The organism is Pseudonocardia kongjuensis (assembly GCF_039526905.1).
Classification (GTDB): Bacteria; Actinomycetota; Actinomycetes; order Mycobacteriales; family Pseudonocardiaceae; genus Pseudonocardia; species Pseudonocardia kongjuensis.
In genome coordinates, this window is record NZ_BAAAJK010000048.1 from 45,656 (window position 1) to 71,510 (window position 25,855).

Annotated in this window: 31 protein-coding genes and 2 pseudogenes; 10 read left to right on the top strand and 23 right to left on the bottom strand. The window is 70.8% G+C overall.

The window, feature by feature from the left end:
- Positions 1-69 precede the first annotated feature (69 nt).
- The 7 genes and pseudogenes from ABD160_RS33425 to ABD160_RS27875 all read right to left on the bottom strand — a co-directional run bounded on the left by ABD160_RS33425 (position 70) and on the right by ABD160_RS27875 (position 5,844).
- Positions 70-485 (bottom strand): annotated as a pseudogene (locus ABD160_RS33425) (GlcG/HbpS family heme-binding protein).
- Between the two features lie 53 nt (positions 486-538).
- Entirely contained in the window at positions 539-1,687 is a 1,149-nt protein-coding gene (locus ABD160_RS27855) for a glutathione-independent formaldehyde dehydrogenase (RefSeq protein ID WP_093355730.1), read from the bottom strand.
- A gap of 47 nt (positions 1,688-1,734) precedes the next feature.
- Complete coding sequence (locus ABD160_RS27860; protein ID WP_093355726.1) at positions 1,735-2,292, bottom strand: type 1 glutamine amidotransferase domain-containing protein; 558 nt, start codon at positions 2,290-2,292, stop codon at positions 1,735-1,737.
- A 166-nt stretch (positions 2,293-2,458) separates the two neighbouring features.
- Positions 2,459-2,701: pseudogene (locus ABD160_RS33430) on the bottom strand (STAS domain-containing protein); the annotation flags it as partial.
- Positions 2,702-3,070: 369 nt separating this feature from the next.
- Positions 3,071-4,372 (bottom strand): integrase core domain-containing protein, encoded by a 1,302-nt coding sequence (locus ABD160_RS27865; RefSeq protein WP_344027826.1) that lies wholly within the window; start codon positions 4,370-4,372, stop codon positions 3,071-3,073.
- Complete coding sequence (locus ABD160_RS27870; RefSeq protein ID WP_344027829.1) at positions 4,356-4,853, bottom strand: helix-turn-helix domain-containing protein; 498 nt, start codon at positions 4,851-4,853, stop codon at positions 4,356-4,358. The genes ABD160_RS27865 and ABD160_RS27870 overlap by 17 nt, the downstream gene beginning before the upstream one ends.
- A gap of 262 nt (positions 4,854-5,115) precedes the next feature.
- Entirely contained in the window at positions 5,116-5,844 is a 729-nt protein-coding gene (locus ABD160_RS27875) for a methyltransferase (protein ID WP_344027832.1), read from the bottom strand.
- 235 nt (positions 5,845-6,079) lie between these two features.
- Here ABD160_RS27875 and ABD160_RS27880 point away from each other — a divergent pair, with 235 nt between their 5' ends.
- Together ABD160_RS27880 and ABD160_RS33435 are read left to right on the top strand one after the other, a co-directional pair.
- Entirely contained in the window at positions 6,080-6,448 is a 369-nt protein-coding gene (locus ABD160_RS27880; protein WP_344027835.1) for a VOC family protein, read from the top strand.
- 525 nt (positions 6,449-6,973) lie between these two features.
- Positions 6,974-7,327, top strand: a complete 354-nt coding sequence (locus ABD160_RS33435) for a putative quinol monooxygenase (protein WP_425563674.1) — start codon at positions 6,974-6,976, stop codon at positions 7,325-7,327.
- A gap of 40 nt (positions 7,328-7,367) precedes the next feature.
- On the opposite strand, the gene ABD160_RS27885 is transcribed toward ABD160_RS33435, so the two are convergent.
- Both ABD160_RS27885 and ABD160_RS27890 read right to left on the bottom strand, forming a co-directional pair.
- Entirely contained in the window at positions 7,368-7,691 is a 324-nt protein-coding gene (locus ABD160_RS27885) for a YnfA family protein (RefSeq protein ID WP_344027837.1), read from the bottom strand.
- Positions 7,692-7,702: 11 nt separating this feature from the next.
- Positions 7,703-8,458 (bottom strand): MerR family transcriptional regulator, encoded by a 756-nt coding sequence (locus ABD160_RS27890; RefSeq protein ID WP_344027839.1) that lies wholly within the window; start codon positions 8,456-8,458, stop codon positions 7,703-7,705.
- A 248-nt stretch (positions 8,459-8,706) separates the two neighbouring features.
- Between ABD160_RS27890 and ABD160_RS27895 the strand changes: the two genes are divergently transcribed.
- The gene (locus ABD160_RS27895; protein ID WP_344027842.1) at positions 8,707-9,567 is read left to right on the top strand and encodes a mycofactocin-coupled SDR family oxidoreductase; all 861 of its coding nucleotides are present in this window, start codon (positions 8,707-8,709) and stop codon (positions 9,565-9,567) included.
- 210 nt (positions 9,568-9,777) lie between these two features.
- Here the strand turns inward: ABD160_RS27895 and ABD160_RS27900 are convergent, their stop codons facing one another.
- Positions 9,778-10,083, bottom strand: a complete 306-nt coding sequence (locus ABD160_RS27900; RefSeq protein WP_344027845.1) for a PIN domain-containing protein — start codon at positions 10,081-10,083, stop codon at positions 9,778-9,780.
- On the bottom strand, positions 10,014-10,286 hold the full coding sequence (locus ABD160_RS27905) for a hypothetical protein (protein ID WP_344027847.1): 273 nt from the start codon (positions 10,284-10,286) through the stop codon (positions 10,014-10,016). The genes ABD160_RS27900 and ABD160_RS27905 overlap by 70 nt, the downstream gene beginning before the upstream one ends.
- Positions 10,287-10,795: 509 nt before the next feature.
- On the opposite strand from ABD160_RS27905, the gene ABD160_RS27910 reads away from it, so the two are divergent.
- Positions 10,796-11,185 (top strand): VOC family protein, encoded by a 390-nt coding sequence (locus ABD160_RS27910; protein ID WP_344027850.1) that lies wholly within the window; start codon positions 10,796-10,798, stop codon positions 11,183-11,185.
- A 118-nt stretch (positions 11,186-11,303) separates the two neighbouring features.
- Here the strand turns inward: ABD160_RS27910 and ABD160_RS27915 are convergent, their stop codons facing one another.
- Complete coding sequence (locus ABD160_RS27915; protein WP_344027853.1) at positions 11,304-11,606, bottom strand: hypothetical protein; 303 nt, start codon at positions 11,604-11,606, stop codon at positions 11,304-11,306.
- Between the two features lie 77 nt (positions 11,607-11,683).
- On the bottom strand, positions 11,684-11,893 hold the full coding sequence (locus tag ABD160_RS27920; RefSeq protein WP_344027856.1) for a type II toxin-antitoxin system HicA family toxin: 210 nt from the start codon (positions 11,891-11,893) through the stop codon (positions 11,684-11,686).
- A 446-nt stretch (positions 11,894-12,339) separates the two neighbouring features.
- On the opposite strand from ABD160_RS27920, the gene ABD160_RS27925 reads away from it, so the two are divergent.
- Positions 12,340-13,023, top strand: a complete 684-nt coding sequence (locus tag ABD160_RS27925; RefSeq protein WP_344027859.1) for a barstar family protein — start codon at positions 12,340-12,342, stop codon at positions 13,021-13,023.
- Between the two features lie 46 nt (positions 13,024-13,069).
- On the opposite strand, the gene ABD160_RS27930 is transcribed toward ABD160_RS27925, so the two are convergent.
- Together ABD160_RS27930 and ABD160_RS27935 are read right to left on the bottom strand one after the other, a co-directional pair.
- Positions 13,070-13,951, bottom strand: coding sequence for an aldo/keto reductase (locus ABD160_RS27930; RefSeq protein WP_344027863.1), 882 nt, complete (start codon positions 13,949-13,951; stop codon positions 13,070-13,072).
- Between the two features lie 98 nt (positions 13,952-14,049).
- The gene (locus ABD160_RS27935) at positions 14,050-14,553 is read right to left on the bottom strand and encodes a GNAT family N-acetyltransferase (RefSeq protein WP_344027867.1); all 504 of its coding nucleotides are present in this window, start codon (positions 14,551-14,553) and stop codon (positions 14,050-14,052) included.
- 137 nt (positions 14,554-14,690) lie between these two features.
- Between ABD160_RS27935 and ABD160_RS27940 the strand changes: the two genes are divergently transcribed.
- Both ABD160_RS27940 and ABD160_RS27945 read left to right on the top strand, forming a co-directional pair.
- A complete protein-coding gene (locus ABD160_RS27940; RefSeq protein WP_344027870.1) occupies positions 14,691-15,482 on the top strand; it encodes a class I SAM-dependent methyltransferase in 792 nt (263 codons plus the stop codon).
- 123 nt (positions 15,483-15,605) lie between these two features.
- Complete coding sequence (locus tag ABD160_RS27945) at positions 15,606-16,244, top strand: GrpB family protein (protein WP_344027873.1); 639 nt, start codon at positions 15,606-15,608, stop codon at positions 16,242-16,244.
- Positions 16,245-16,334: 90 nt separating this feature from the next.
- Here the strand turns inward: ABD160_RS27945 and ABD160_RS27950 are convergent, their stop codons facing one another.
- From ABD160_RS27950 to ABD160_RS27985, 8 genes are all read right to left on the bottom strand, one after another.
- Positions 16,335-17,090: a glycoside hydrolase family 16 protein gene (locus ABD160_RS27950; RefSeq protein ID WP_344027876.1), complete on the bottom strand. Its 756-nt coding sequence runs from the start codon at positions 17,088-17,090 to the stop codon at positions 16,335-16,337.
- 106 nt (positions 17,091-17,196) lie between these two features.
- On the bottom strand, positions 17,197-17,472 hold the full coding sequence (locus ABD160_RS27955) for a hypothetical protein (protein WP_344027879.1): 276 nt from the start codon (positions 17,470-17,472) through the stop codon (positions 17,197-17,199).
- A gap of 59 nt (positions 17,473-17,531) precedes the next feature.
- On the bottom strand, positions 17,532-18,500 hold the full coding sequence (locus ABD160_RS27960) for a helix-turn-helix domain-containing protein (protein ID WP_344027882.1): 969 nt from the start codon (positions 18,498-18,500) through the stop codon (positions 17,532-17,534).
- Between the two features lie 278 nt (positions 18,501-18,778).
- A complete protein-coding gene (locus ABD160_RS27965; RefSeq protein WP_344027885.1) occupies positions 18,779-19,741 on the bottom strand; it encodes a helix-turn-helix domain-containing protein in 963 nt (320 codons plus the stop codon).
- A gap of 128 nt (positions 19,742-19,869) precedes the next feature.
- Positions 19,870-20,748, bottom strand: a complete 879-nt coding sequence (locus ABD160_RS27970; protein WP_344027887.1) for an aminoglycoside phosphotransferase family protein — start codon at positions 20,746-20,748, stop codon at positions 19,870-19,872.
- Between the two features lie 191 nt (positions 20,749-20,939).
- A complete protein-coding gene (locus ABD160_RS27975; protein WP_344027890.1) occupies positions 20,940-21,440 on the bottom strand; it encodes a GNAT family N-acetyltransferase in 501 nt (166 codons plus the stop codon).
- Positions 21,441-21,661: 221 nt separating this feature from the next.
- A complete protein-coding gene (locus ABD160_RS27980; protein WP_344027893.1) occupies positions 21,662-22,252 on the bottom strand; it encodes a dihydrofolate reductase family protein in 591 nt (196 codons plus the stop codon).
- Between the two features lie 47 nt (positions 22,253-22,299).
- Positions 22,300-23,073 carry an SDR family NAD(P)-dependent oxidoreductase gene (locus tag ABD160_RS27985; protein ID WP_344027896.1) on the bottom strand — a complete coding sequence of 258 codons (774 nt, stop codon included), beginning with the start codon at positions 23,071-23,073 and terminating at the stop codon, positions 22,300-22,302.
- A 222-nt stretch (positions 23,074-23,295) separates the two neighbouring features.
- Between ABD160_RS27985 and ABD160_RS27990 the strand changes: the two genes are divergently transcribed.
- From ABD160_RS27990 to ABD160_RS28000, 3 genes are all read left to right on the top strand, one after another.
- On the top strand, positions 23,296-24,864 hold the full coding sequence (locus ABD160_RS27990; protein ID WP_344027899.1) for an argininosuccinate lyase: 1,569 nt from the start codon (positions 23,296-23,298) through the stop codon (positions 24,862-24,864).
- A gap of 182 nt (positions 24,865-25,046) precedes the next feature.
- Complete coding sequence (locus ABD160_RS27995) at positions 25,047-25,295, top strand: hypothetical protein (protein ID WP_344027902.1); 249 nt, start codon at positions 25,047-25,049, stop codon at positions 25,293-25,295.
- Positions 25,292-25,852: a DUF6879 family protein gene (locus tag ABD160_RS28000; protein ID WP_344027905.1), complete on the top strand. Its 561-nt coding sequence runs from the start codon at positions 25,292-25,294 to the stop codon at positions 25,850-25,852. Before ABD160_RS27995 ends, ABD160_RS28000 begins: the two co-directional genes overlap by 4 nt.
- Positions 25,853-25,855: the final 3 nt, after the last annotated feature.

The following is a 25,855-nucleotide window of genomic DNA, read 5'->3' on the forward strand; positions in this document are numbered from 1 at the left end:
GCGCAGAACCTCGGGGGATGAGTCATCGGCACTCCTGACGCGCGTTCGGGACGGTCGGCGGGCTCCGGGTTAGAACGCGGCCATGGCCGCCTCGACGACGACCTGGTCCTGCTCGCCGGTGCCTCCGGAGACTCCGACACCGCCGACGACATTGCCGTTGCTCCCGCGCAGTGGCAGACCTCCGGCGAAGATCATCACGCGGCCGTGGTTGGAGTCGCTGATGCCGTAGAACTGCTCGCCGGGCTGGGAGTTCTTCGCGAGGTCACCGGTCGAGGTGTCGAAGGCCCGCGCGGTGAAGGCCTTGTTGATCGAGATGTCGATGCTGCCCATCCAGGCGTCGTCCATCCGGATGTGTGCGACCAGGTTCCCCCGCCCGCGTCGACCACGGCCACGTTGCTCGGAGACCCGATCTCGCGGGCCTTCTGCTCGCCCGCGGCGATGACCCTGCGGGCATCGTCGAGGGTCACTGTCTCGATCTGTCTCATCGTCGCCTCTTCCGAGGTCTGGTCGCCGGGTTCGGCGGTCAGATCGGGTTGATTCAGCTGGGCTGGGTGGGGTTGAGGACGACCTTGGTCCAGCCCTCGTCACGGGCGTCGAAGTGCTGGTAGGCGTCGGGCGCCTGGTCGAGGGTCAGGTTGTGGGACACGATCCAGGACGGGGTGATCTTGTTCTCGGCGATGAGGTTGCGCAGGTGACGGTTGTAGCGTTTGACCGGCGCCTGTCCGCAGCCCATCTGCTGGCCCTTGAACCAGAAGGTGCCGAAGTCGAAGCGGGCCTTGCCCTGTTGGGCGAGCTCGTCGGGGGCACCGGGGTCCTGGGGGATGAACACGCCGACGGTGCCGATGCCGCCGGTGAACTTCACCGAGGCGACCAGGTTGTTGAGGGTCAGCGCGTTGTCCTCGTTGCCCTGGGGGTCGTGGGCCTGGTAGCCGACGCACTCGGCGCCGCGGTCGGCGCCGCGGCCGCCTGTCTGCTCCATGACCTGGTCGACCGGGGAGCCCTTCGAGTCGTCGATCGGGATCGCGCCGATCTGTTCGGCCAGCTTGAGCCGGTCGGGGTGGCGGTCGACGACCATCACCTTCGCCGCGCCCTTCACCGTCGCTGACAGGGCGGCCATCAGACCGACCGGACCGCCGCCGTAGATCACGATGGTCTCGCCCGGTGTCAGCCCGGACATCTCCACTGCGTGCCAGCCGGTGGGCAGAATGTCGGAGAGCATCGTGTAGTCGTTCTGTTTGCCCTTGGCGTCCTCGGGCAGGCGCAGGCACTGGAAATCGCCCCACGGGATGCGCAGGTACTCGGCCTGCCCGCCGGCCCAGCCGCCCATGTCGGCGAAGCCGTAGGCGCCACCTGCTACACCGGGTTCGTTGGCGGTCAGGCAGTAGTTGGTCAGTCCATGTTCGCAGTTGTTGCAGTGCCCGCAGCTGACGTTGAACGGGACGGACACCATGTCCCCGACCCGGATCTTGTCGACGCCGCCGCCGACCTCGATGACCTCGCCGAGGTTCTCGTGGCCGAAGATGCGGCCCTGCTCGAAGTCGGTGCGTCCTTCGTACATGTGCAGGTCCGACCCGCAGATGTTGGTCGAGGTGATCTTCACCAGGACGTCGGTGGGCTTCTCGATCCGGGCGTCGGGGACCTCGTCGACGCTGACCTGGCGGGGACCGTGATAGACGAGTGCCTTCATGAGCACGTTCCTTCGCTTGTTCGGGTGCCGTGGCGGTCGGTGGTGGGTCAGGCCGCAGCCGGGACGGCCGCGAACTGTTCGACGATCGCCGCGCAGAACGCGGGCAGGTCGAACGGTGACCGGCTGGTGATGAACTGGCCGTCGATGCAGACCTCTTCGTCGACGACCTCGGCGCCGGCGTTGCGCAGGTCGGTGCGGATCGAGGCCCACGAGGTGAGTCGCCGACCTCGGATCACGTCGGCCTCGGCGAGGGTCCACGGGCCGTGGCAGATCGAGGCGACCGGCTTGCCGGTGCCCACGAAAGCGCGCACGAACTCCACCGCGGTGGGGTCGGTGCGCAACTGGTCGGGGTTGACCGTGCCGCCGGGCAGCAGCAGCGCGTCGTAGTCGCTCACCGACGCCTCGCCGACCTGCTTGTCGACGGTGATCGTGCCGGCCGGGTCCTTGTCCCACTCCCGTGCCCAGAGAGACCCGGTGTGCAGTGAGAGCACCTCGACGGTGGCGCCGGCTCCGTAGAGGGCGCCGCGGGGCAGATCGAGTTCGACACGCTCGACCCCGTCCGCGGCCAGGATCGCGACCGTGCGGCCGCGCAGTTCGTGGGCTATGACTGTTCCTCCTTGATCATCGGGCGGACCCGGGCTCAACGGGATCGCATTGCGTCTACCCCGTCCGCCGGATGCCAAACCATGTGGTGTTCATCAAGAGTCGGATGGTCCGATTCACCGGCGATCGGTGTCCGTGTCGGGGTGGTCGCGGTAGGGCGGTGAAGGGTCAGGGCGGAGTCGAGCCCGGTGAGCTGCAGCAGCCGCCGGGGGTGGCGGCCGAGTGGGTGAGCACCAGCCAGCACGGGTAGGCGCGGAACTGGCGGTTGGCGCCCACAAGGACCCGGAGGCTCCCGGCCGCGCCCAGGAACTCCAGCTCGCGCAGGTCCAGGACCAGGTAGTAGACCCCTGTCTCACACAGCCCGTCGAGCAGCGTGACCAGAGTGGGCGCGGTGGCCAGGTCCAGCTCACCGCGCGCCGGGACCCGGCAGCGGGGCGGACGGCCCCCGTGGGCTCAGCGACCCGTCCACATGGGCAAGATCTTGAACACGACGGCACCGCAGTATGAGACGTCCGAGAAGTCCTCGACCCGGTTAACAGACGCCGTGATCGAGTACGCCGGTCCAATCGCGCATCGCCTCAACACGCCCAGTCGGTCTGGGCTGGGGTGGCTCAGATCGGATAGCGAACCGACGGTCTGTCGTCGCCAGTCGACCCGAGCCACCGCAGACCAAGGACGCATAGTGGCTCAGATCGACTGGCACCGGACACTCGCGTGTCCAACTGTCGGGTCTCACCTGATGCTTGACGTTCCTGTCCCGGGTGATGGTTGACGTTCGGGCTAGGAAACTGTGCGGTCTATCTGGGCCTTGAGGTTACGGATCGCGCCGGTGCTGGTGCGGCTGACGGTGCGTTGGGCGCCGTCGACGAGGTCGATGGTGATGGTGTGTTCGGCGACGTGGGCGGTGATCACGGTGCGGGCCTGGTCGCGGCCGAGCGCGATGAGTTGTCGGGCGATCATGATGGTGCCGGTGGCCGAGACTCGGCGGGTGACGGTGACCGGCTCGGTGCTCGGTCGTGGTGGCGGGCCGGCGGGTCGGGCGCCGCGCAGGTGTCGGGCCTGGTCGTAGGTCAGCGGGTTCGGTCTGGTGCGCAGCAGTTCCCGGGTTTCGGGGTCGAAGATCAGCAGGACGTGGTCGTCGATGCGGATGGTGACCCGGCGCCCGCCGAGGATTTCCGCAGCGGGGTGCCAGTGTCCGGCCAGGGCAATGTTGCCGAGGCGCGAGACGGTGCGGTCGATCTCGATCGCGGTGCCGTCGGGTTCGGCCGGTGGCAGCGGTGGCGGGCCGGCGGGGCGGCCTCCGGTCGCGGCGAGGGTGGCGAGCTGGTCGTCGGTGTAGGGGGAGCGGACGGTCTTGATCCGTGCCCCGCCGGCGGACAGGTGGATGACCTGGGCGTCGGCCCAGAACGTGATGGTGACCCCGGCGCGGAGCGGGCCGAGCCAGAACTGCTTGCCGAGAACGGCGAGGTTCCCCGAGGCGGGGACGACCCGCTCGAACTCCACCGGCCCGCCCCGATAGATCTCGATCTCGGTGCTCGTCTCGTCGTCCGGGGCCGGGCCGGGGTGCTCAGGGCCCTCTGCCGGGACGGGCGCGGCGGTGAGCCGGGCGGGCAGCCGCAGTGGGAGCAGGTCCTCGTCGCCGCGCTGGTGCTGGCTGGGGGCGAAGCGGTCGACCGGGCAGGCCATCTCGATCGCCTGGTGCGGGCGGGTGCAGTTGTAGTCGGTGATCCAGGAGTCCAGCGCCGCCTGCGCCGCGGTCAGGGTGTCGAAGGGTTCGGCGTGGTCGAGCAGCTCGCGGCGCAGGGTCTGGTGGAAGCGTTCGACCTTCCCGGTGGTGGTCGGGGTGGCGGGCTGGGTGAGGCGGTGGGTGATGGCGTTGTCGCGGCAGATCCGGTCGAACAACACCTCGCCGCCGCGGCCGAAGCGGGCGGTGAACTGCTTGCCGTTGTCGGTCAGGACCTCGTCGGGGATGCCGTAGCGGCGCAGCGCGTCGGCGAAGGCGAGGCAGACCGCGCGGCCGGTCGCCCGGACCATGACGGTGGCGATGACGGCGAAGCGGGAGTGGTCATCGACCCCGGTCACGATCTTCGCTTCGGTGAACCGTGCCGTCCGGGGCGCGCAGGTGGATGCCGCCGACGATGTCGAGCTGCCAGAGCGCCATGGGCTCCGGGCGTTCCCAGCGCCGGTAGTCCGAGCGCAGCTTGCGGCGGCGACGGGGTTCGACCAGGCCGTTGCGGTGCAGGATCCGCGCCACCGTGCTGCGCGACGGGGCCTGGGCGCCGAAGCGGGGAGCGAGTTCATGGGCGATCCGGCGTGGTCCCCAGCGGGGGTTGCCGCGCCGCATCTCGCAGACCGCCACCTCCACCACCTCGCTGGCCTGGTGCGGGCAGGAGTCCGGGCGGTGTGAGCGTGAGGCCAGCCCGGCCAGTCCGTCGGCGCGGTAGCGGGTGATCCAGGTGTGCAGGGTCTGCCGGGAGACGCCGAACTGGGCCGCGACCTGATAGCGCGGTTCGCCTTGCTCGACGGCCAGCACGGCGCGGTAGCGCTGCTCGACCACGGTCATGTCCACCAGGGCCAATCCCGGCCTCCCCGCCACCCGCTGACCAGCACGGACAGCGGACAGGAAAGCCGATCAGGCCCGAACGTCAAGCATCAGGTGAGACCCGAACGTCAAGCATCAGCCGGGACACGACACTCGCGTGTCCAACTGTCTGCCGAATCTGCCTCTATGGGATCAAGGCGCCGCCTCCGGCGGCGCGGGCCGGCCACGCCGGCCCGCCGGCTCGCTCACTACACCTCCGGCCCGTTCGCGGCCGGCGGGCCGGCTACCCGGCCCTGCCACGGGGCTGCGACAGATCCTCGGAGAGGGAATCGGCGCGCTCCAGTCGGAACGTCGAGTACGTGACCGTCACGTCGTCCTGTGTCAGGTCCCGCGAGGCAACGACCTGAGGTCGTAGGCCGGACCGCTCGGCCAGGCCGACGACATGCTCTTGGTCGCCCGACGTCCCGAAGAACAGCAGGATGCGCCCTCCCGGCCGAAGCCGCTGATCCACGCCAGCGAAGAACCGTGCGACGCCCCGGTAGCCCTCGTCGGTTGCCGCCGCCTCAGTCATGTCGCGCGGAGTGAACCACCGAAACGGCGGGTCAATGATCATCAGGTCGAACGTCCCGTCGACAGCCGAGTAGATATCGCTGACCTTGAACAGGGCGCGTACGTCATTGCGCTCCGCGTTCAGCCGGGCCGCATCTACCGCTGTCGGGTTGAGATCAACCCCCACGACCTCGGCGCCCTGGCGAGCGGCGAGGATTGCGTTCACTCCGGAGCCGGTGCCCATGTCCAGGACACGATCTGTCGGATCGGTCTCTGCTGTGACCGCCTGACCTAGCAGGTCCGAGGTCGGGGTTGGGCCGAACACCGTCGAGGGCACGAGAAGGTCGAGCCCGAGGTAGGCCACCCGGCGCTCGCCAGCCGAAGCCATCTCCCGGTAGGCACGCTCATGCCATCGCCTCAGGTCCCGCAGTCGGCGCTCAGACATCGTGGGGCGGTACTCCACGGCCTGAGGCTAGAACAGCCACAGGTCTAGGTACACCTGGAATCCAGGCACGAGTTGGCGGGCTCCGCCCACATCCGACACCGCTTCGGAGATCAGGGGGAGTGCGCGGGGTGGTTGGTGATCTCCTCACGGCTCGCCGAGAGCGACAGGGTCGGCTACCCGGCCCCTACTCCGGAGCGTCGCTGATCTCTCAGTCGGCTGGACAGCCGCCGCAGCACCGTCCAGCCTGCTCGCCATGACCTTGCGCATCGGTTCGATCGTGATCGGAGCGGCGGACGTCCAACGAGCCGTCCAGTTCTGGTGCGCAGCACTGGCCTACCGTCCCCGCGACGAACCGGAATCTGACTGGGCGGTCCTTGTACCCGCCGACGGCGAGGCGCCCAATCTGTCGATTGCGAAGACGGATGAGGTCGCGCCAGCAGAACCGCGTACCCATCTGGACCTCTACACAGCACGGCCAGTCAGCGAGATCGCCCGCCTGCGCAGTCTGGGCGCCGTTCTTATCGACTGGCCGCACTATCCGGACGCGCCCGACTTCACGGTCCTGGCCGACCCCGAGGGCAACAGGTTCTGTGTGATCGACAAGAGCGGCGGGAGCAGATAGTCGATCCCCCTCGGCCGGGGAAGTGTCCACGCCGCGGCACCGGCCGCAAGGGCGCCTGCGGCGTCGCTACGCGATGGCTACGCCACCCTTGCCCCCGTCACCACGACGAGCAGAGCGGCCTATACGAGGGGGACGGGGGAGAAGCGGGCACAACCCCCGCGGCGCGGCGCACGGACGATACGCGGACGTGGACAGGTGGCCCGTGGTTGCGCCGCAGGTCAGGGCTAGTTTGGCAGCTCCCTGTAAATCCGTCGGCGTAGCCTTCCCAGGTTCGGATCCTGGACCAGCCACAGCAGGTGGAAGGACCCCCCGGCCAGCGGAAACGCTGGAACCGGGGGTCTTTCTCGTTTGGCGGGCGTGTCCGGCCCAGGACGCGATCTGCGGGGCGGGGCCACCGCCATTGAACCATGTGGACACCGCGGCGTGACGGAGGCCGTAGGGGTGCCGTGCGAGCGCCGAGCCAGGCATCAAGGCGCCGCCTCCGGCGGTGCGGTGGAGCGACTGATTCCGGGGGCCGATCGGCCGATGACTCCGCACGATTCGAGCGGTCGACCCTCACATGACCACTGCACACAAGGCCGACCACAGCCGCACGCTCGTGATCGCCGGACCGGTCTACGTCGATCCACGTCAACAGCAAGCGTTCGTCGACGCCACAAGGATCTCATCACTGCGGCCCGGGCCTTCCAGGGTTGTCTGGACATCGCCGTCACGCCCGACCCCGTCGATCCGGCCCGGGTCCATCTCTTCGAGCTATGGGAGTCGGACGAGCGACTGCAGGAATGGCGGGCAATGGCGCCTGTGCCGGCCGACGTGCCCCATATCGTTCGCGACGAGGTGCAGCTGCACCGGATCTCAGCGTCCGGGTCGCCGTTCTGAACCTGTGGGCGGAGCCCGGCCGCCGGAGGCTCCCCTCGGGTCAGACCACCACTGATCGTGGGGCGTACATGATCACGGCGACACCCACGAGACAGACCAGGGCGCCGATGACGTCGTATCGGTCAGGGCGGAAGCCATCGGCGATCATCCCCCAGACCAGTGATCCGGCGATGAACACGCCTCCATAGGCAGCGAGGATGCGCCCGAAATTGGCATCGGGTTGAAATGCGACGACGAATCCGTAGAGCCCGAGCGCGATGACGCCGGCTCCGATCCACATCCAGCCCCGGTTCTCTCGGACGCCTTGCCAGACCAGCCACGAGCCGCCGATCTCGAACGCGGCAGCGAGGACGAACAGGACCATGGACTTCAGGGTCAGCACTGGTGACTTTCTGTTCGGTAGGACGGGAACAGATCGCCGAGGAGCGGCCGAGCCTCGGCGGGGGCTGTGGCGTCGAGCTGGGCCCCATCGCGAGCGATCGTGAGGTTGAATCGGAAGAACGGGCAGCACGTCACCTCGTCCGCGATGAGGGCACCGACGTCCGCAACCCGGGCAGTAGGCAGTGGGGTCCGGATGGTCCCGTCGCTGAGCTGGTAGGACACCGTGCCGGACAAGACGGCACGCCAGTTCTGCAACCGGGCGGTGTGATCGACGCCGGAGAGAGAGCAGGCGATCGGAACAACGGGTTCGGCGGTCGGAGGTGTGTCGGCCGACGTGGCCGTGGGACCCGTCAGGAACGTGCACTCCGGGTCACACGGCGCGTCGCGCGAGGGCAGGGCGTGCAACCGCTCCCGGGCATCGGTCAGGTGTCGGCGCAGCGTCCGGAGGTCCTCGATCCGCTTGTCGAGGTCGTCGATCTGGTCGGCTATCAGTGGGAGGAGGCGGACGCGGACGTCCCGACACATGCCGCCTTGCCACACGGCGAGCAGGTCCCGGATCCGGGTCAGGGGGAGCCCCAACTCCTTCGCGGTGGCGATGAACCGGACTCGCTCGACGTCGTGATCGTCGTAGGTGCGGTAGCCGCTGGCGGTGCGCTGGGCCGGCAGTAGGCCCTGGGTCTCGTAGTAGCGCAGGGTCGTGGCAGGGACGCCGACGTGCTCGGCGAGCTGGGAGATGCGGTAGCGGGCCACGGCGGCGACGGTAAACCTTCAAGGCGACTCGAAGGTCAAGCGTTGACGCCGTCGTAGTGTCGAGCGCCACGGTGCCCGTACAGCCTCGTGGGGCCGGCGACGTCCCGTGGTGGTGCGGGACGGGTAGCCGGACCGACCGGCCGCGAACCGGCCGGAGGTGTAGTGAGCGAGCCGGGCGCCCCCCGCAGCGGGGCATCTCTGATCGCGCAGCCGATGAGTTCACGGCCTCTCCGACAGTCGACCCTCGTATGGGCATTCCGCAGCCGAGGACCACCGGACGCTTCCACGGCCGGACCGCACTGATCACCGGAGCGGCCCGCGGCCAGGGACGTAGCCACGCACTGGCCCTGGCCGACGAGGGCGCCGACGTCATCGCCCTGGACATCTGCCACGACATCGCGACCGTCGCCTACGACCTCGCCACCCACGCCGACCTGACCGAGACCACGGACCGGGTCCACGAGCTAGGACGACGGGCGGTCGGGATCTCGGTCGACGTGAGGGACGCAGACGCCTTGGCAGCGGCTGTCGACCGTGCGTGTGCCGACCTGGACGCGGCTCCCGATGTCGTGCTCGCCAACGCCGGCATCGGGCTCATGAAGGGCGCCGACGGCCCGGCGGAGTTCCGCGACCAGCTCGACGTCAATCTGACCGGGGTCTGGAACACCGTCCAGGCCACTGCGCCGCGCATGATCGAGCAGCGGCGGGGCGGGGCGATCGTGCTCACCAGCTCCGCGTTCGGGCTGACCGGGCGTGGTGGCGACGGCCAGGGCGGCAGCGACGGCTATGTGGCGAGCAAGCATGGCGTCGTCGGGCTCATGCGCACGTTCGCGACCTGGCTTGCACCCCACGGGATCCGCGTCAACTGTGTCAACCCCTCCGGCGTCGCAACCCGTATGGTCCTCAACCCCGCGGTCGAGGCACTCTTCGGTGGCGGCGACACCCCGCCCGAGCAGGCCAAGCCGGCCGACGACGTCGCCAACCTCCTCGACGTCGGCCTCGTGCAACCCGAGGACGTCACGGCTGCGGTCACCTTCTTGGCCTCCGGGGAGGCCCGCTACATCACCGGCGTCGCGTTACCGGTCGACGCAGGCATGCTGGTCCGGTGAACCCACTGGGTTCCGCCCGGACCTGACACCGCTCGGAGATCAGGGGAAGTGCGGCAGGGCTGGTGATCTCCTCACGGCGCGCCGGGACGGCAGCCGGACCGGGGAGTGGGTGCAAGGCGGGAACCCGTGCCCTGCACCCCACTCCCGGCCTGGCAGGGGTGAACCCGCGCCGCGAGGAGATCACCAGCAGAACGGGCATGGGGAGAGCGATCAGGACGGCAGCAGGACGAGGCCGTCGTGTTCGGCGAAGTCGGCGAAGTCCTTGGTATTCAGCGTTGCGACGGCCCGGGAGACCGCCTCGACGGAGTCCAGGACCACGACGTGGGCGAGCCAGTCGTCGAGCTGGTCGCGGGTCCGGTGTCCCCAGTGCCGGATCTCAGCCCACTGCCACAGCTCGGCGACGGTCACGAAGGTGACGCACCATATGGCCTCGATCAGCCTGGCGATCAGCGGTCCGGCGAGCCGGTTCGTGAGGGCTCGGGAGGTGGCGTCGGTATCCAGGACGACGGGTCGCATCGGTTACGAGAGCCTGCCTGTCGGTCGGTGTGGACGAAGGCGAGGAACTCGTCGAGGTCGTCGTCGGAGGCGAACACGTCGCGGGCCATGTCGTCGAGGGACCCCACGGGGTGCACACCCTTGCGCCGGGCCAACTCCTCGATCGTGACGTGAGGCCGTGGACGGGGCACGGACCTACCCTCGTCTGCGCTGTCGATCGTCATGATCGCCTCCTCCCGCGCTCGGGACCGAATATTGCATCCTTCTCGGGCGCGCAGGTGCTGTGACCGGTGCGGACGGTACCCATCCATGCCGCGACGCCGGCGGCAAGGGCGCCTACGGCGTCGCTGCGCGCTGGCTGCGCCACCGTTGCCCCCGCCACGACGACGAGCAGAGCGGCCAGCATGAAGGGGACCGGGGAGCAGCGGGCACAACCCCGCGGAATCGCCGGCCGTCGGTGGTGATGTCGTGCTCGGCGAGGTGCCTCCGCAGCAGGGTGGTCAGCACCGGCGGGGACGCCCCCGGATCTCCTCGCGCCCCCGTGTTCGAGCCGGCGCAGCTCCCGGCGCGCGCCGGACTCGCTCCATGGCCGCCGGCCCCAGGTCGTCCGAGAAGGCGCCACGTCCGCAAGGCGTGACCAGCAGCCCGAACACATGGCCGATGAGAATTGGACACCTCGAAGGTCGGCCCTCCAGACGACACCCGCACCAGCGGGCCGGCGAGGGGAGATCACATGAACGACGCGTCCACATTGCGGCCGAAGGTCGGCATGTACGCCTTCCGCACACCCGACCCCCGCCGCCTCGGAGCGTTCTGGGCCGAGGTGATGAACCTCCCGGTGTCGGAGTACTCGACCGACGACCTCGTCATGCTCGACTTCGACCACCAGGTCGCACCGATCACCTGGATGTTCGAACGCGACGACTCCGCCGGGCACGGTCCTACCCGCATCGGGCTGGACCTCACCCACGACGACGAGGATCAGTGGCGAGCAATCGCGGATCGGGCCGAGAACGCCGGTGCTACCCGGAAGGACGAGCACGAGGATGGCGGCGTCCGATGGATCGAGATGACCGACCTCGACGGCAACCCGTTCCGGATCTTCGCTCCCCGTCCCACCTGAGCGGCACGATCCCGGCGGGCACCGCGCACACCCGCCACCTGATCATGCAGATGACGACGGCGTGCCGACCGTGGCAGGCCTCTCGGTGAGGTCCGGGGTGGGCTTCGGAGAGGCGGGGTCAGCGGGCGGCTTTGCGTAGTTCTGATACCCGCTGCTTGGACAGCTGCAGGACTCGTGCGATCTCCGTCCCGGACAGACCGAGCTCGTCGAGCCGCGCGACCGCCGCGCGGGACTCCCTCGCCGCGGCCTCCTGCTCTCGCTGGGCGGCCCGTACCCGGGCGCGCGCCGCGGTGACCTGCTCCTGCACAGCGGTGTCGAACACCGGCCGGATCTCCAGCGGTGTGTCTCCGTCCCGGTCGTCCAGGGTCAGGTAGTCCCGCACCATCGCCTCCGCCCCACCGAGGGTGCGGCACTGCGTCACTCCGACCTCCTGGCCAGCGTCGTCGGCTATATGAAGTTCCCAGCCGCGCTCCCACCGGCACGCGGTCACGAAGTACGTCACTGCAACCACCCTTCCGGCAGGCACGCCATGCGCTTGCCGATGCTGCGCACCACCCCGGGCGAGATGGTGCGGTGCCGGGGAACCGGCGTCGTGTGGAGGCCGCAAGCGCAACCCCACTTGGTGTGTGGCCCGCCCTGGGAGAGCACGCGACAACCGTGCGCGAGCAGCGCTCGTTCGACGTCGCGAAGCTTCATCGAGGGAACCACCAGACAAGGGTACGGCCCATACGGACACCGATGTCCACCCCGGGTGGACGTCGGTGTCCGTATGGATCGGTGTCCGGGATCGCGGGGGGGAGTGGGGACGACGTAACCGAGTAGCACGTTCGGGTCCTGGACCAGCGACAGCAGGTGAAAGTGACCCCGACCGGCCCGCGGGCCGCCGCGGAACCGGTCTCCTCTGGGCTCAGGGCGATCGCGCCTTCCCAGGGGCACGGACTACGGCGCCATCGCCATACCCAGCCACGTGATCACCCACATCCGCGAGGAGATCCGGCGCATGCCGGTCCCGGACGGCGTCCCCTCCGGAGCTGGCCCGACTCGTCGACGACGCCTCGTTCGCTCAGGTCACCCTGGCCGCAGCACAGCCGGATGACGACGCGACCCGGCCGTGGATCGAGCACACCGGCGGCACTCTCGACGAGATCGCCGTCATGGCCCGGCTGTCCGTCGACCCGCGCTGTCGGGGGCGGCGGCTCGGGGGCTTCCTGATCCTCGTGCTGCGCGATCACACCTACCGTCTCGGTCGAGCCGTGGTCTTCGACCGTCGCGCTGTGGCGCTCTCATCCGCGACGATGCGCGGCATGACTCGGAAGGTGCTGCTCGACCCGGCCGACCGGGCCGCGTTCACTGCTCAGCGGCAACGGTTCGACTTCCAGCTGCTGTTGCGTGGCTTCGTCCATCAGGTCGCGGACTCGGAGAGTCTCGCCCGCGCCGGACGAATCCTGGACAGGCTGGGGTACGTCGTGCACGAACTCGACGGTGGCGGCTGGCAGGACGAAGGCGGACTGCACGATGCGCTGGCCGCAGAGCTGTCCTTCCCCGGCTACTACGGCCGCAACCTGGACGCACTCGACGACATGCTCGGCGATGTCGCCGAGTTCACCTTCGGCAGTGATCCGGCGTCGTCGGGGACCGCTGTGCTCATCGACAACTACGACCAGGTCCACAACCTCAGCCCGTGGCTCGCCACCACCGTTGCGGACGTCTTCTGCAGAGCGGCCCGGTACGCAGCTGTCGTCGGACATCCCTTCCTGGTGCTGCTCAGGTCCGACGCTGACCTCGGCTCCGTCGGAGGCATTCATGTCCGGCGGGAAGGCGTGCCTCCGGAGGAGTGAGGGATTGCGGGCTCCGCCCACACCCGGCGGCGCACTCTCCCGTCCGTCAGCGCGGCTCCGGAGCCCACGCGTCCGTCAGCCGGTCGACCTCGGCCGGGGTCAGGACGACTGCTCCGGCAGCGATGTTCGCCCGGGCGTGCCCGACGCTCGTCGTCCCGGGCAGCGGGACCACGCGGAGGCCGTGCGCACCACCCCTGCTGTGCACCCATGCGATCGCGACCTGGCCGACGGAGATCTCGTGCGCCTCGGCGATCTCCCGCAGCAGCCGATGGCGGTCGGTGCCGGGCTCGTCCCCGCCGCCGTCGTGGAGAACCCCGTGCGAGGTCGGGGAGTGCGCGACGACCGTGACCCCGAGTCGTGCGGCCGTCGGTACGAGCTCGCGCTCCACCGTGCGTTCGGTCAGTGACCAGTGCTCCTGCAGGGCGGTGATGGGGTGGACCGCGTGCGCGCGCCGCAGGTCGTCGGCGGTGACGTTGGACAGGCCGAGTGCTCCGACCTTGCCCTCCTCGATCAGCTCCGCCATCGCTCCCACGGTCTCCTCGATGGGCGTCGTCACGCAGCGGTGGTGGAGGTAGTACAGCTCGATGTGATCGGTCCGGAGGCGTCGAAGGCTGGCTTCGCAGGCCTCTCGTACGTACGACGGGTCGGCCCGGATCTCGTAGCCGTCCGGCGTCGAGTCGTCCCAGACGACTCCGAACTTGCCGGCGAGCAGGACCTCGTCGCGTCGTTTCGCGATCGCGCGTCCGACCAGGTCCTCGTTCCCGTACATGTCCGCCGTGTCGACCATCGACACACCTGCGTCGAGGACCGCCCCGACCACCGTGACGGGATCCCGGTCGATGTCGCCGGTCGCGTTCTCGCGCAGCCGCATCGCTCCGAAACCCTGGTGGCCGAGAGCCGGTCGGTCTGCTGGATCGTCGTGTCCCATGCCGGGAGGCTAGGAGCTCGACCGGCCTCGAGGTCCAGGCCGAAGGTGGTGCCGGTTCCGGCTCGTCCTCCGCCGGAGAGCGTCCGCGCGAGCGGGACTCACGCCAGGCGGCGGGTCAGCCAGGCCACGTCACCCACGGGCTCGGCGGAGACGTGATCGTGCTGGAACCCGAGCTTGGCGAGCACCCGGAGCGACGGCGCGTTCCCTGTCCCGACGGTCGCCCACAACCGTTGGCGTCCGGTGTCGGTCGCGGCGTGGACGACGGCCTCGGCCGCCTCCGTCGCGTACCCGCGGTTGTGCACCCGGCTCCGGAGCTCGTAGGCGATCTCCGGCTCGTCCAGAGTGGTCCTGCCGACGATGAGACCGCAGTAGCCGATGAAGTCGTCCTCGTCGAGGCGGGTCACCACGAGCAGGGCGATGCCGTTCTCCTGTGCCCCCGCACGTTGCCGCGCGATGGTGCTGCGGATCTCGTCGAGGGCCGGGACACCGTTGCCTCGCTCGGTGACCAACGCTCGGTAGTCGGCTGCGTCGGCAGGAGTCCACGGGCGCAGCGCCAGACGAGAGGTCGTGATCGACATCCTCATCGGCGAGTACCCGGCCATGGGCCCACCGTAGCGACGCCCGGTGCACGGCCCCCGGCCTCCGCACGCTCGGACGAGGGTCGCCGGCCGATCCGCCCTGCCCGATCCCCACGGAAAAGGGCGAGCCTGCACGCGGTACTGCCCCTACCGTGCGGCGCATGGTGGATCGCGGTGAACTCGTCGAGCACTACGCGACCGCGGACGAGCAGGGCCGTCTGACGGGCGGTACGTCGCTGGAACGACTGCGGACCCAACTGCTCCTGCGACGTGCACTGCCCGCAGCGCCCAGCCGCATCCTAGACGTCGGGGGAGGCGCCGGCGTCCACGCGGCCTGGCTCGCGGAACTCGGTCACTCGGTGCACCTCGTCGATGCGGTGCCCGAGCACGTCGAGCAGGCACGTTCGGCGGGCACCTTCACCGCTGCGCTCGGAGACGCCGTCGAACTGGCGGAAGCCGATCACTCCTACGACGCCGTACTACTCCTGGGGCCGCTCTACCACCTCAGAAGGAGATCGGAGCGGATACAGGCTCTTCGCGAGGCACACCGGGTGACGCGAGCCGGTGGCGTTCTCGCGGCCGCCGCGATCTCGCGCTACGCCAGCATGATGGACGGCTTCTACCGTGGCTTCGTCGCCGACCCGGCCTTCGTCGAGATCGTCGTTCGAGACCTCGAAACCGGCCGACACGACAATCCCACCCGTCACCCGCGCTACTTCACCAGCTCCTACTTCCACACCTGCGCCGAGCTGCGCGCCGAGATCGCGGCGGCCGGCTACCGCCTCGTCGATCTCCTTCCGGTCGAGGGGGTGCTCGCGTGGTATCCGGGTCTGGACGAGCAGATGTCGGACCCGGTGCGGCGCGACCTCGTCCTGCGCTGCATCGAGCGGACGGAGCATGATCCGGCCGTCACGGCGGCGAGCCCCCACCTTCTCGCGCTGGCAAGCGTCTGAGGTGAACCATCCCTCTCGGCCCCGACCGTCCCAGTCGTGGCGCCTCCGCCACCCCCGAGGCTCCGACCGCACCCGGCGGGTGCGGTGATCTCCGCGGACGAGGATCCTCGAGCCGATCCACCCGTGCTCGCCGCGCCGGCCGGCCGCCTGATGAGAGGTTGCACGATGCCCGACGGGCCACTGACCGACGAAGGGCTCGCGGCCGTGCTCGTCCGCGGGCCCCGACCCGTCCGGGTCACACTGTCCGAGTACGACCCGACCTGGCCGGCCCGATTCGACGCTCGTGCGGCAGAGCTGCGGGAGATTCTCGGGGACCGGGCTCGTCCGATCGAGCACATCGGCTCGACCGCGGTTCCCGGGCTGGCTGCGAAGCCGGTCGTCGACATCGTCGTGGGGATCGAGGATCCCGACGACGAGATGGCCTACCTGCCCGAACTCGAAGCGGCCGGCTACGACCTGCGGGTGCGCGAGCCAGGGCATCGCTGTCTCCGCATCGGGGAGCCGGACGAGCCGGTCAACCTGCACTGCTACCCACCCGATCATGCAGAGATCCGCAAGTACCTGATCTTCCGTGACCGGCTCCGGGACGACGACGATGACCGGCGCCTCTACGAGGCGACGAAGCGGTCCCTCGCCGATCGCGAGTGGCCCGACATGAACTACTACGCCGAGGCCAAGCGGCCCGTCATCGACGCGATCCTGGGGCGTGCGGGCTGGACCGGACAGGTCACCGTCCCAGGTCCGGGTTCCGACCCGGCGTAGCAGGCGGGGACCCACCCGGCCGGTGGAGCCCGAGCGAGCCGGGGCGGTCGGTGCTCGCGCCGCCGTGGCTCGGCTGCCCGGAGCCGGCCGTCACCGCGGTGTCCCGGTGACACTGCGGACGACGAGCTCGGGGACCGGATCGGGCACGCCGGGCACGGCCCGGTCGGGGAAGTCGAACACGCCGAGGATGAGCAGCATCGGATAGGCCGGGGACTGCGCGGACCGCCGGACGATCTCGTCGTCGATCAGGAAGTCGACGCCGTCCGGACGCCAGTCGACCGCGTAGCGGTGCAGGGCCGCGACGTCGATCGTCCGGCGGTCGGCGGAGAACTCCTCGTGCAGGTTCGGGTCGCGGAAGGCGTGCAGGCCGTTGCCCACGGCGGCGGTGTCCCCGTCGACGGCGTCACCGAAGACCTCCACCAGACAGATCTCGCCACAGCGTTCCGGCCGGTCCTCCATGCCGATCATCCACGCGGAGAACATCGACCGGGGCCCGAGGGTCGCGCGGCACTCGACCTCGATCCGGCCCCGCAGCGGGACGAAACCCCGCGACTCGGGTTGCTGCTCGCGTACGGTCTGACCGTCGAGGAACGGCTGCTGGCCGGCCGTGCTGCCGACCGGGCCGGACCAGTTGCCCGACTGGACCGCGGAGACCCGCAGCGGGGGTTCGTGCAGCTCCGGGCACCACACCGGGTGCTCGTCGGGGATCGTCAGGACGAGTCCGTCGCCGACCAGGCGGTAGGTCGCCGCAGCGGCCATCCGGGAGCTCCACGCGGGCAGGTACGCGGGCGTCCACACGGACAGGTCCAGCCGGGGGCCCGGGAACGTGTCGCGGAAGCCGGTCACGACGGGCCCGTGGCGACCGTGGTGAGAAGCATGCCGGGAGCGTATGGCGAGGGCCCGGGCGCGGGCTCGGACGAGCCGGCGTCCTCCCCCGCGGAGCGGTGGTACGTCACCGACCGGAACCACGACGCCGGGTACGACGGTTCTCGTTCGGGTCGCTGCCCGCCAGCCGCACCAGTCCGAGACCGTCCTGGTCGACGCGCACGTAGAGCACGTACGGACGCCCGGCGGGGTCGCTCCCGGCCCACCTGATCACCTCGTGGACGTCGTCCGCCCCACGGACCTCGTACTCGTCGGACGTCGTGCCCGCGTGGAAGTGGACGCGGTACGTGGGCGTGTCGCACTCCCACCGCTGATCGCGCGGGTCGACTCCGAAGACCTTCACCGGTTCAGGCTGCCGACGGAGCGGACCCGCGGCAACGGGATTCGGCGGTGCGCGGACGGTCAGCGGCGCAGCGTCTGATCCGGGGTCTCGCCGAACGCCTGGACGTAGGCGACCCGGAACCGGCCGAGCCGGGTGAACCCCCAGCGTGCGGCCGCCGCGGCGAGCACGGTCACCGCCGGGTCCGCGTCGAGGAGGCTCCGGCGCACCCCGCGCAGCCGGGCTCGCCAGAGCAGCTCGGCGGGATGGCGGTCGTGCCGGCGTCGGAAGCCCTCGATGATCTCGGCGACCGGCATCCCGGCGAGCCCGGTGATGTCGGTGGGGCCGATCGGCCGGTCGGCGTGGGCGTCGATGAACCCGGCGACCTCGCGCAGGGTCGCCGCGGACGCGTCGCCGCGCACCGAAGGGGCCTCCGGATCGGTGGCGTGGTCGGTCGCGGTGCTCGGGAACGTCGACAGCAGGGCCGCCGCGAGCGACCAGGACGCCTGGTCGAGGACGATCGGGCTGTCGGCCGTCCACGGGTCGGCGAGGACGTCGCGGACGTGGCCCACGGTACGGAGCCAGTGCCGGGCCCGGCCCGCCGTGATGGGGGTGAGGCTGTGGAAGGTGAGCCCGCCGGGCCGCAGGCCGGTCATGGCTGTCGCGTAGGCGTCGACGTCGGGCCAGTGCAGCTGGGTCAGGGTCATCTCCCGGCCCTCGCAGAGCACCCGGATCGGGCTGTCCGGCGCGGCCAGCACGACGTCCCCGGTGTCGGTGTAGGCATCCGGATAGTCGCTGTCGAGGTGGGCGAGGCGACCACGGAGCGGTTCGACGACGGTGATCGGGTCATCGGGCCTGACCACCGTGTCGGAGGCGAAGTCGACCCCGAGGACGAGCGTGTTGCACGAGAACCTGGGAGCGGTGACCGTCGAGTGGGCGAAGCTGAAGTCGCCCTGGGCGCCGGTGATCGTCAGCGAGTTCTCCGCGTACCCGGCGCGCAGGAACTCCTCGGCCTCGCCGGTGTCCCTCGTGTCGAACGCGTGCCGCGTCACCAGGGGCTCCGCGTGCTCGCCGAACCGGTCCATGTCGAGGCCTCACTGTTGAAGCGTCTCGCCGGGCGGGCGACCGTCGAGTTTCCGGCGTGTGACGGAGAACCGGCGCGGCACCGCACCTGTGTCACGTCAAGTGGGCCACAGATCGGCCGTGAAACGAAGGGTCTGCGCACGAAACGCAGGAGAGCCGCTGTTCCGGGGTACGTGCCGTGGCCCGTTCGGCGGAGGTGATCAGCCCGGTGGCGGGTATCGGGGGCGTCGTCGCCGATGGCCGCCCCTCACCGGCGCAGGGTCTCCCCGGGGGTGCGGCCGTAGACCTGCCGGTACTGCACGGCGAAGCGCCCGGGATGGGTGAACCCCCAGCGGGCCGCGATCGCCGCGACCGTGTCGCCGCGGGTCGGGTCGGCGGCCTGCAGATCGACGTGTGCACGGTCCAGCCGCACCAGCCGCAGGTGCTCCATCGGGGTGCTGTCCCGGTGGCGGCGGAACAGCAGCTGCAGGCCCCGCACACTGACCCGGGCCGCAGCGGCGATCTCCTCGACGCCGATGTCCTCGCCGGCGTGCTCGTCGACATGGGCCAGCGCGCGTCGCAGCGCGGCCGGTTCCACCCGGCCCGGGGACCCGCTCCGGTCCCACCGGGTCAGCCCGGTGTTCGGGAACGTCACCAGCGCGGCCGTCGCCACCGACCGGAGCGCCTCGGCCAGGACCAGCGGCGAACCGGCGATCTCGGCGTGTGACAGCACGTCCTGCCGGACGTGCGTCGTCACGGCGTGCCAGTAGCGGGCCGCCGAGCTCGACACCGGCGTCATCGACGTGAACGACAGCTCGTCCGGCCCGATCCCGAACACCGCGGTGGCGGCACGGGCGAGCACCACCGGATCCACCGCGACGGTCTCGATCGTCAGGTCCTCCATCACGCAGGACCAGTCGGCGTCCTGCAGGGTGGTCAGGACCGGCTGCCCGATCTCCGGACGCACCACGTCGCGGCCGGACACGAAGTCGATCGGCCCGCTCCGGCGGGTGGCCACCATGAACAGGTCCGGGTTCGCCTCGACAGTGGACCGGACCCCCATGCTGTAGCGGAGCTCGGCGAACGCGACGCCCGGGGCCACCATGCCGGTCTGCCGGAAAGCGAAGTCCTCGGCGTTCCCGAACACGTCCACGGTGAAGTCGGCATAGGTCTCCCGCAGCGCCTCGTGCGCCAGATCCGGGTCCGTGGTCCTGAGCTCGACCCGTGACACCGGAGGTGCCGGCTCCGTCATCGCCTGCCTCCCGCCCCCGACGACAGCGATCCCGACGAAATTCGTGAGCGTAGCCAGCCGGGCGGGTGCTGTCCTGTCCCGCCGCCGGCCCCCGCGGTCCGGGCCGGCTACCCGCGTGGGTGACCGCGGTGCTCGTCGATCACCGCCGAGACCGTCCGGAGTGACTCGCCGACCTCGCGGCCGGCCGCGGCCGTGATCAGCGCCTTCCAGAGCGCCCAGCCGCGGGCCCGGGCCCAGGTGTCCCCGGGGGCGTCCACCCCGGTCCGGAACTCCTCCCGGGCGGCGCCCTCGAACAGCGTCCACGCGGGCACCAGGTCGCAGGCCGGATCGCCCACCCCGCAGGTGCCGAAGTCGATGACCGCCGAGAGCCGGCCGGCGTCGGTGAGCAGGTTCCCGGCCGCGACGTCCCCGTGGAACCAGACCGGCTCCCCGGCCCACCGCGATCCGCGGGCGGCCTCCCAGACGGCGACCGCGTCGGCCGGGATCCGGTCGCCGAGCAGGTCGATCGAGTGGCGGGTCTGCTCGTCGTAGACGGCGAGGTCGGATCCGCGGTGGAAGCTCTGCGGCCCGGCGGCCGGCCCGTCGGCGGCGTCGATGCGCTGCAACGCCACGAGGAACCGGGCGAGATCCCCGGCGAACCGGGGATCGGTGCCCACCGCGGCGCGCGACACCGTCCGGCCCGGCAGCCACCGGCGGACCGACCACGGCCACGGATAGAGCCCGGACGGCCTGCCCTCGGCGACCGGCGCCGGGATCGGGACCGGCAGGCCGGGCGCGAGCCTCGGCAACCAGGTCAGCTCCTTCGCCACCGCAGCCGCGTACGCCTCGGCGCTGGGGAGACGGACGCTCAGCTCGGTGCCCAGCCGGAACGTGCGGTTGTCCCAGCCGCTCTCGGCCACCTCGGTCACCGGCAGCTGCGCCCACCTCGGGAACTGCTCCGCGACCAGGCGGGCGGCCAGGGAGGTGTCGATGTCGGCACGCTGCATCCGGCCCACCCTGCCCGTTGCGGGCGCCGCCCACGACCGTGTTCCCGGGAGCCTCGGGATCCCCGGGAGCAACCACCCGTCACCGATGTCCCGAATCGTGTGACGCCGGACGTCGCAGCCGGCGTACGGGCATGTCGTCGTCGCCGGGGCAGGATCCCGATGTCGTCGTGACGGCACGCCGTCGCGGCGGCCTACCGGACCGGGGTCAGCTCGCGCCGGAACCAGGTCCCCGGCTCTCCGTCGAGGTCGGACGGGTCGGCCGGGCCCACCGGGACGAAGCCGGCCTTGACCAGCACCCTCCGGGACGCGATGTTCGCGCTGGAGGTGGCTGCCCTCAGCAGCCGCAGCCGGTGGTGGGTCGCCGCGAGCCGGCACAGTTCCTGCGTGGCCGACGTCGCCACACCACGGCCGGCCACGTTCCGCGCGACCCGGTAGCCCAGGTCCGCTGCGCCGTTCCGGAGGTCGTACAGGTTGAACCTGCCGACGACCGAGCCGTCATCGGCGACGAGCAGGTAGAAGGCGCAGATCCCGGCGTCCTGCTCCGCGAGCAAGGCGTCGTACCGGGTGCTGAACCGGGCGAAGTAGTCGTCACCGCGGTCGGGGACCGTGGCGGCGAAGTAGCCGCGATTCGCGAGCTCGAACGCCAGGACGGCCTCGGCGTCACCGGTGCGCAGCAGCCTCAGCTCCGGCATGTCCGCCGCTGACCGTCGAGGCTGGAGGTGGCCGGCATCCGACGATGCTAGCGCCGTCGCCGGGCAGCGGTGACCCCTCGCCGAAGCCGGCGAGGACGGCCCGGAACAGAGCGCTCCCGCCGTCGGTGCGGTCGCCGCGGTAGGCCGCGATCACGCAGCCCGTGACCGGTCTCCTCGGCGATCGGTCCATGATCCCGCCCGGAATCCCGTCGAACGGCCGATCAGCGCCGACGGCGGTGGTGGACCGAGACCGCACCGTTCGGCAGCACGGTCGTCGACACCATCGACCACGCTCCCGCGACGTCGTCCGGCAGCAGGCGCAGCCCGCCCCCGAGCAGCACCGGGACGATCGCGAGGCGCAGGTCGTCGACGAGGTCCTCGCGCAGCAGCGACCCGATGAGCGTGGCGCTGTTGAGCACCAGGACGTCCCGGCCGGGTTCGGCGCGGAGCGCGCCGACGGCGCTGCGCGGGTCGCGGAAGATCCGCGAGTGCGACCACGGCGCGTCGTCCAGGGTCGTCGAGACGACGGCCTTGTCGACCGCGTCCAGCCACCGGCCGAGCTCGCGGGTGCGCGGGTCCGTGTCGTCTGCACGGGTGATCCCCGGCCACACGGAGTGGAACCCGAGGTAGTTGTTCCGTCCGACGAGGACGGACGAGCAGCCCCGCCAGATCCCCTCGAAGTGCTCCAGGGTCGCGGGATCGGCGGCGTGCTCGTGCAGCCACCGGTCCTCGGCCGGGCCGCCGGGGCCGGACGAGTACCCGTCGACGGACACACTGCACCAGGCGATGATCTTTCGGTCCGACGTGCTCATGTCAGGGCGGACCGGCCGACCGTGCCGGACTCATCGGTCCCGGGTGCTCAGCGCGACTCGGGATCCTGGCCGCGCGCGGCCCGGCCGCCGTCCACCGGCAGCACCACCCCGGAGACGAAACCGGCCGCGTCGGACAGCAGGTACGCGATCGCGTCCGCCACCTCCTCGGGCCGCCCGACCCGGCCCAGCGGGTGGATCTCGGCCATCTCCCGCCGGGTCCGGGCCGCGGCCTCGGCGCCCAGGTCGTCGAGGAACGCCTGGTAGCGATCGGTGGTGACCGAGCCCAGGGCGACCGCGTTGACCCGGATGCCGTCCGGGCCGTGGTCCACCGCGGCGGCCCGGGTCAGACCCTCGACCGCCGCCTTGGCGGTGGCGTAGGGGAGTGCGCCGCGGACGGCACGCCGGGCCTGGTGGCTGGACACGTTCACGATCGAGCCGGGCGTGCCCTGGGCGCGGAAGCGGCGCACCGCGACGGCCGTGCCGACGACGGCCGGGGCGAGGTTCGCGGTGATCAGCGCGAGCAGCTCGGCCGGGGACGCGGTGTGCAGCGCGGCGTCGGAGAACACGGCGGCGTTGTTCACCCAGCCCGCCAGCGGCCCGATGGCCTGGGCGAGATCGGCGGCGTCCCCGGCGACGGCCGGATCGTCGGTGCCCCCGACGACGGCGGCGACCCGCGGCCCGGCGGGATGGGCACCGACCCACCCGAGGGCACCCGGATCGCGTTCCAGGACGACGACGGCGTCACCGCCGGCGAGCAGCTTCTCGGCGACGGCGCGACCGATCCCGCGACCGGCGCCGGTGACCACGTGGGACCGGACCATGCCGCCGATCCTCTCGCGACGCCGGGTCCCAATCCCAAGGCATTCCCAAGAATTCCGGGATCCGATGGAAACGGTCGTCGACTGCCGGGATTCTCGCCGCAGGGGCACGAATCGGGGGGAACGAATCGTGGGCACTCCGCCGTCGCGGAAGGCGCCCTCGTCCTGCTGACTGCCGTCCCGGCGTCCGTCGACGAATGACGAAAGGGATCTTCAGTGACGAGGATGTCCACCAGTTCCGCATGGGTCCGAACGCGATCGTTCGTCGTACCGGCGGCAGCGAGCCTGATCCTGTTCTCGACCGCTGTCGCCTCCGCGCCGGACCACGACCACCGTCCCGTCGGGCTGGTCGCCCAGCAGGAACAGGACGAGCCGGTCCGGGACGAGTTCTTCTGGCTCGCCGAGATCAACAAGGCGACCACCGTCATCAACAGCGAGGAGGGGCTGCTGGACCCGGCGATGGTGCCGGGCATCGCGGCCGCCCTGCAGAAGGTGATCGACGACGGCGCCGCACCCGGTGCCGAGCGCCCGTCGACCGTCGTCGCCTTCGAGCCGCTGCTCATCGAGGCCGGGTCCACCGACGTGACGCTGCTGCACGCCGGCCGGTCCAGTCAGGACATGCACGCCACCTACCGGGCCGCGATCCTGCGGGAGAAGCTGCTGGAACTCGCCGAGCAGCTGAACACCACCTCGCGCACGCTGGTGGAGCTGGCCGCCGCCCACACCGCGACGATCGTGCCGAACTACACCAACGGCGTCGCCGCCCAGCCGAACAGCTACGCGCACCAGCTGCTCGGCCACGCCGCCGGCTTCGACCGGGATGCCCAGCGGATCCGGGAGGCCTACGCCCGCGTCGACCGCTCCGCGATGGGCACCACCGTCCTCAACGGCACCGGCTGGCCGCTGGACCGGCAGCGGATGGCCGACTACCTCGGGTTCGGCGCGCTCGTCGACAACGCCTATGACGCCTCGCAGATCTCCTCGATGGAACACCCGGTGGAGGTCGGCTCGATCGTCACCGCGGTGGCGCTGCACAGCGGGAACTTCGTCGAGGACGTCCTCACCCAGTACGCGCAGACCCGGCCGTGGATCCTGCTCGAGGAGGGCGAGGGGAACACGTTCGTCTCCTCGGCGATGCCGCAGAAGCGCAATCCCGGCCTGCTCAACGACACCCGCAGCGAGGCCTCGCAGGCCGTCGCGCTCGCCCAGGGCCCGGTCTTCCAGACCCACAACATCACCCCCGGCATGCCCGACCCGAAGGAGGTCGACAACAACACCGAGGTGGTCGACGCCGGCATCGCGGCACTCGCCGGTCTCGACGAGGTCCTGAAGGCACTCGTCGTCAACCCGGAGCGGGCCCTCGAAGAGATCAACAGTGACTGGACGGCGTCCCAGGAGATCGCCGACATCCTGATGCGCGACCACGGGCTGCCGTTCCGCGAGGGGCACCACGTCGCGTCGGAGATCGTCACCTTCGCGCGGTCCAAGAACATCGGCCCGCTGGAGTTCCCCTACGTCGACGCCCAGCGCATCTACGCCGAGGCGGTCGCCGGGACGGACAACCCGCCGGAGCTCCCGCTGACCGAGGCCGAGTTCCGGGCGGCGCTCGATCCGGTCGCGATCGTGAACAACCGGACGACGTCCGGCGGGTCGCAGCCCGCCGAGGTGGAGCGGATGATCGGCGAGGCGCGGGAGCGGCTGACCGCGCAGGACGAGTGGATCACCCAGCGCCGCGAGCACGTCGCCGCCGCGCTCGCCGAGCTCGACGAGGACTTCGCCGAGCTCCGCGGCTGACCGGGCGACTCGCCGTTGTCGCTCGGACTAGTCACGACTAGTCTGGGAAGCTCGCTGTCGAGGACGCCCGGAAGGCGGAACCGAGGATGAAGCTGCTCGCCGGGACGACGGACTGTCGCAACGGCAACTGTCCGACCGCGTGGCTGACCGCGCAGGGAACGGTGGTCGTCCAGGGATACATCGTGTCCGACGATGTCGTGCGGGTCCCGCGCGACATCGTCGACCGCGCCGCCCGGGAACTCGAGGTGCAGGGCGCCGGGCGCTGCGCGGCGACCGTGCCGGGCGCCGGCGGGTTGCGGATCCGGGGGGAGTGGATCGACGTCGGCGGCACCCCGACGTCGCTGTCCTGCCCGGCGGGCGAACGCGCCCACGAGGTTCCGGTGTCCGCGGTGCACGAGGCCGCGATCGCGTCGGCGAGGGGAGCGGTGTGACGCCGGAGGACCTGGACGCGCTGTACCGGAGCTACCGCGAGTCGGCGTTCCGGCTGGAGTGCCGCGACGTCTACGCCATCCCGGGGGAGGATCCGGACTTCGACGCCTTCCTCGCCGGCGCCTCCTTCCCCGCCCGCACGGTCGACGACGACGACTGGCTGGCAGGCGTCCACGCCCAGGTGCGCAGCGGGAAGTACTTCGGCCGGGTCAGGCTGCTGGGACACCCGGTCACCGACTACACCCGATTCCAACTGCACTGCTACCCGCGGGAGAACATCCCCGCGGGGGAGGAGGTCCGGATCCTCGACCGGCGCCGGCTCCCGGCCGGCGACGACGACTGGACCCGTCAGGACTTCTGGATGTTCGACGAACAGATCGTCGTGTTGCAGCACTTCGACGACGAGGGCCGGTTCCTCGGGGTCTCCGCGGCGCCGGATCCCGCGCCGTACGTGGCCATCCGCCGTCGCGCGGTCGAGCTGTCGGTACCGTTCGACCGGTACGACCTGACCTCGGCGTCCCTCCCGGACGCCCCGACCTCCGAGCGTGCTGCGACCTGATCA

Excerpts from the sequence above, each read along its gene's own strand:
- ABD160_RS27885 (WP_344027837.1), bottom strand. The coding sequence starts at position 7,691 with ATGGTCCTGTTCGTCCTCGCTGCCGCGTTCGAGATCGGCGGCTCGTGG.
- ABD160_RS27980 (WP_344027893.1), bottom strand. The coding sequence starts at position 22,252 with ATGAGCACGTCGGACCGAAAGATCATCGCCTGGTGCAGTGTGTCCGTC.
- ABD160_RS27880 (WP_344027835.1), top strand. The coding sequence starts at position 6,080 with ATGACCTTGCGCATCGGTTCGATCGTGATCGGAGCGGCGGACGTCCAA.
- ABD160_RS27975 (WP_344027890.1), bottom strand. The coding sequence starts at position 21,440 with ATGCCGGAGCTGAGGCTGCTGCGCACCGGTGACGCCGAGGCCGTCCTG.
- ABD160_RS27895 (WP_344027842.1), top strand. The coding sequence starts at position 8,707 with ATGGGCATTCCGCAGCCGAGGACCACCGGACGCTTCCACGGCCGGACC.
- ABD160_RS27925 (WP_344027859.1), top strand. The coding sequence starts at position 12,340 with ATGGCCCGGCTGTCCGTCGACCCGCGCTGTCGGGGGCGGCGGCTCGGG.
- ABD160_RS27870 (WP_344027829.1), bottom strand. The coding sequence starts at position 4,853 with ATGACCGTGGTCGAGCAGCGCTACCGCGCCGTGCTGGCCGTCGAGCAA.
- ABD160_RS27905 (WP_344027847.1), bottom strand. The coding sequence starts at position 10,286 with ATGACGATCGACAGCGCAGACGAGGGTAGGTCCGTGCCCCGTCCACGG.
- ABD160_RS27940 (WP_344027870.1), top strand. The coding sequence starts at position 14,691 with ATGGTGGATCGCGGTGAACTCGTCGAGCACTACGCGACCGCGGACGAG.
- ABD160_RS27935 (WP_344027867.1), bottom strand. The coding sequence starts at position 14,553 with ATGGCCGGGTACTCGCCGATGAGGATGTCGATCACGACCTCTCGTCTG.
- ABD160_RS27990 (WP_344027899.1), top strand. The coding sequence starts at position 23,296 with ATGTCCACCAGTTCCGCATGGGTCCGAACGCGATCGTTCGTCGTACCG.
- ABD160_RS27930 (WP_344027863.1), bottom strand. The coding sequence starts at position 13,951 with ATGGGACACGACGATCCAGCAGACCGACCGGCTCTCGGCCACCAGGGT.
- ABD160_RS27970 (WP_344027887.1), bottom strand. The coding sequence starts at position 20,748 with ATGCAGCGTGCCGACATCGACACCTCCCTGGCCGCCCGCCTGGTCGCG.
- ABD160_RS27985 (WP_344027896.1), bottom strand. The coding sequence starts at position 23,073 with ATGGTCCGGTCCCACGTGGTCACCGGCGCCGGTCGCGGGATCGGTCGC.
- ABD160_RS27900 (WP_344027845.1), bottom strand. The coding sequence starts at position 10,083 with ATGCGACCCGTCGTCCTGGATACCGACGCCACCTCCCGAGCCCTCACG.
- ABD160_RS33435 (WP_425563674.1), top strand. The coding sequence starts at position 6,974 with ATGACTCCGCACGATTCGAGCGGTCGACCCTCACATGACCACTGCACA.
- ABD160_RS27855 (WP_093355730.1), bottom strand. The coding sequence starts at position 1,687 with ATGAAGGCACTCGTCTATCACGGTCCCCGCCAGGTCAGCGTCGACGAG.
- ABD160_RS27910 (WP_344027850.1), top strand. The coding sequence starts at position 10,796 with ATGAACGACGCGTCCACATTGCGGCCGAAGGTCGGCATGTACGCCTTC.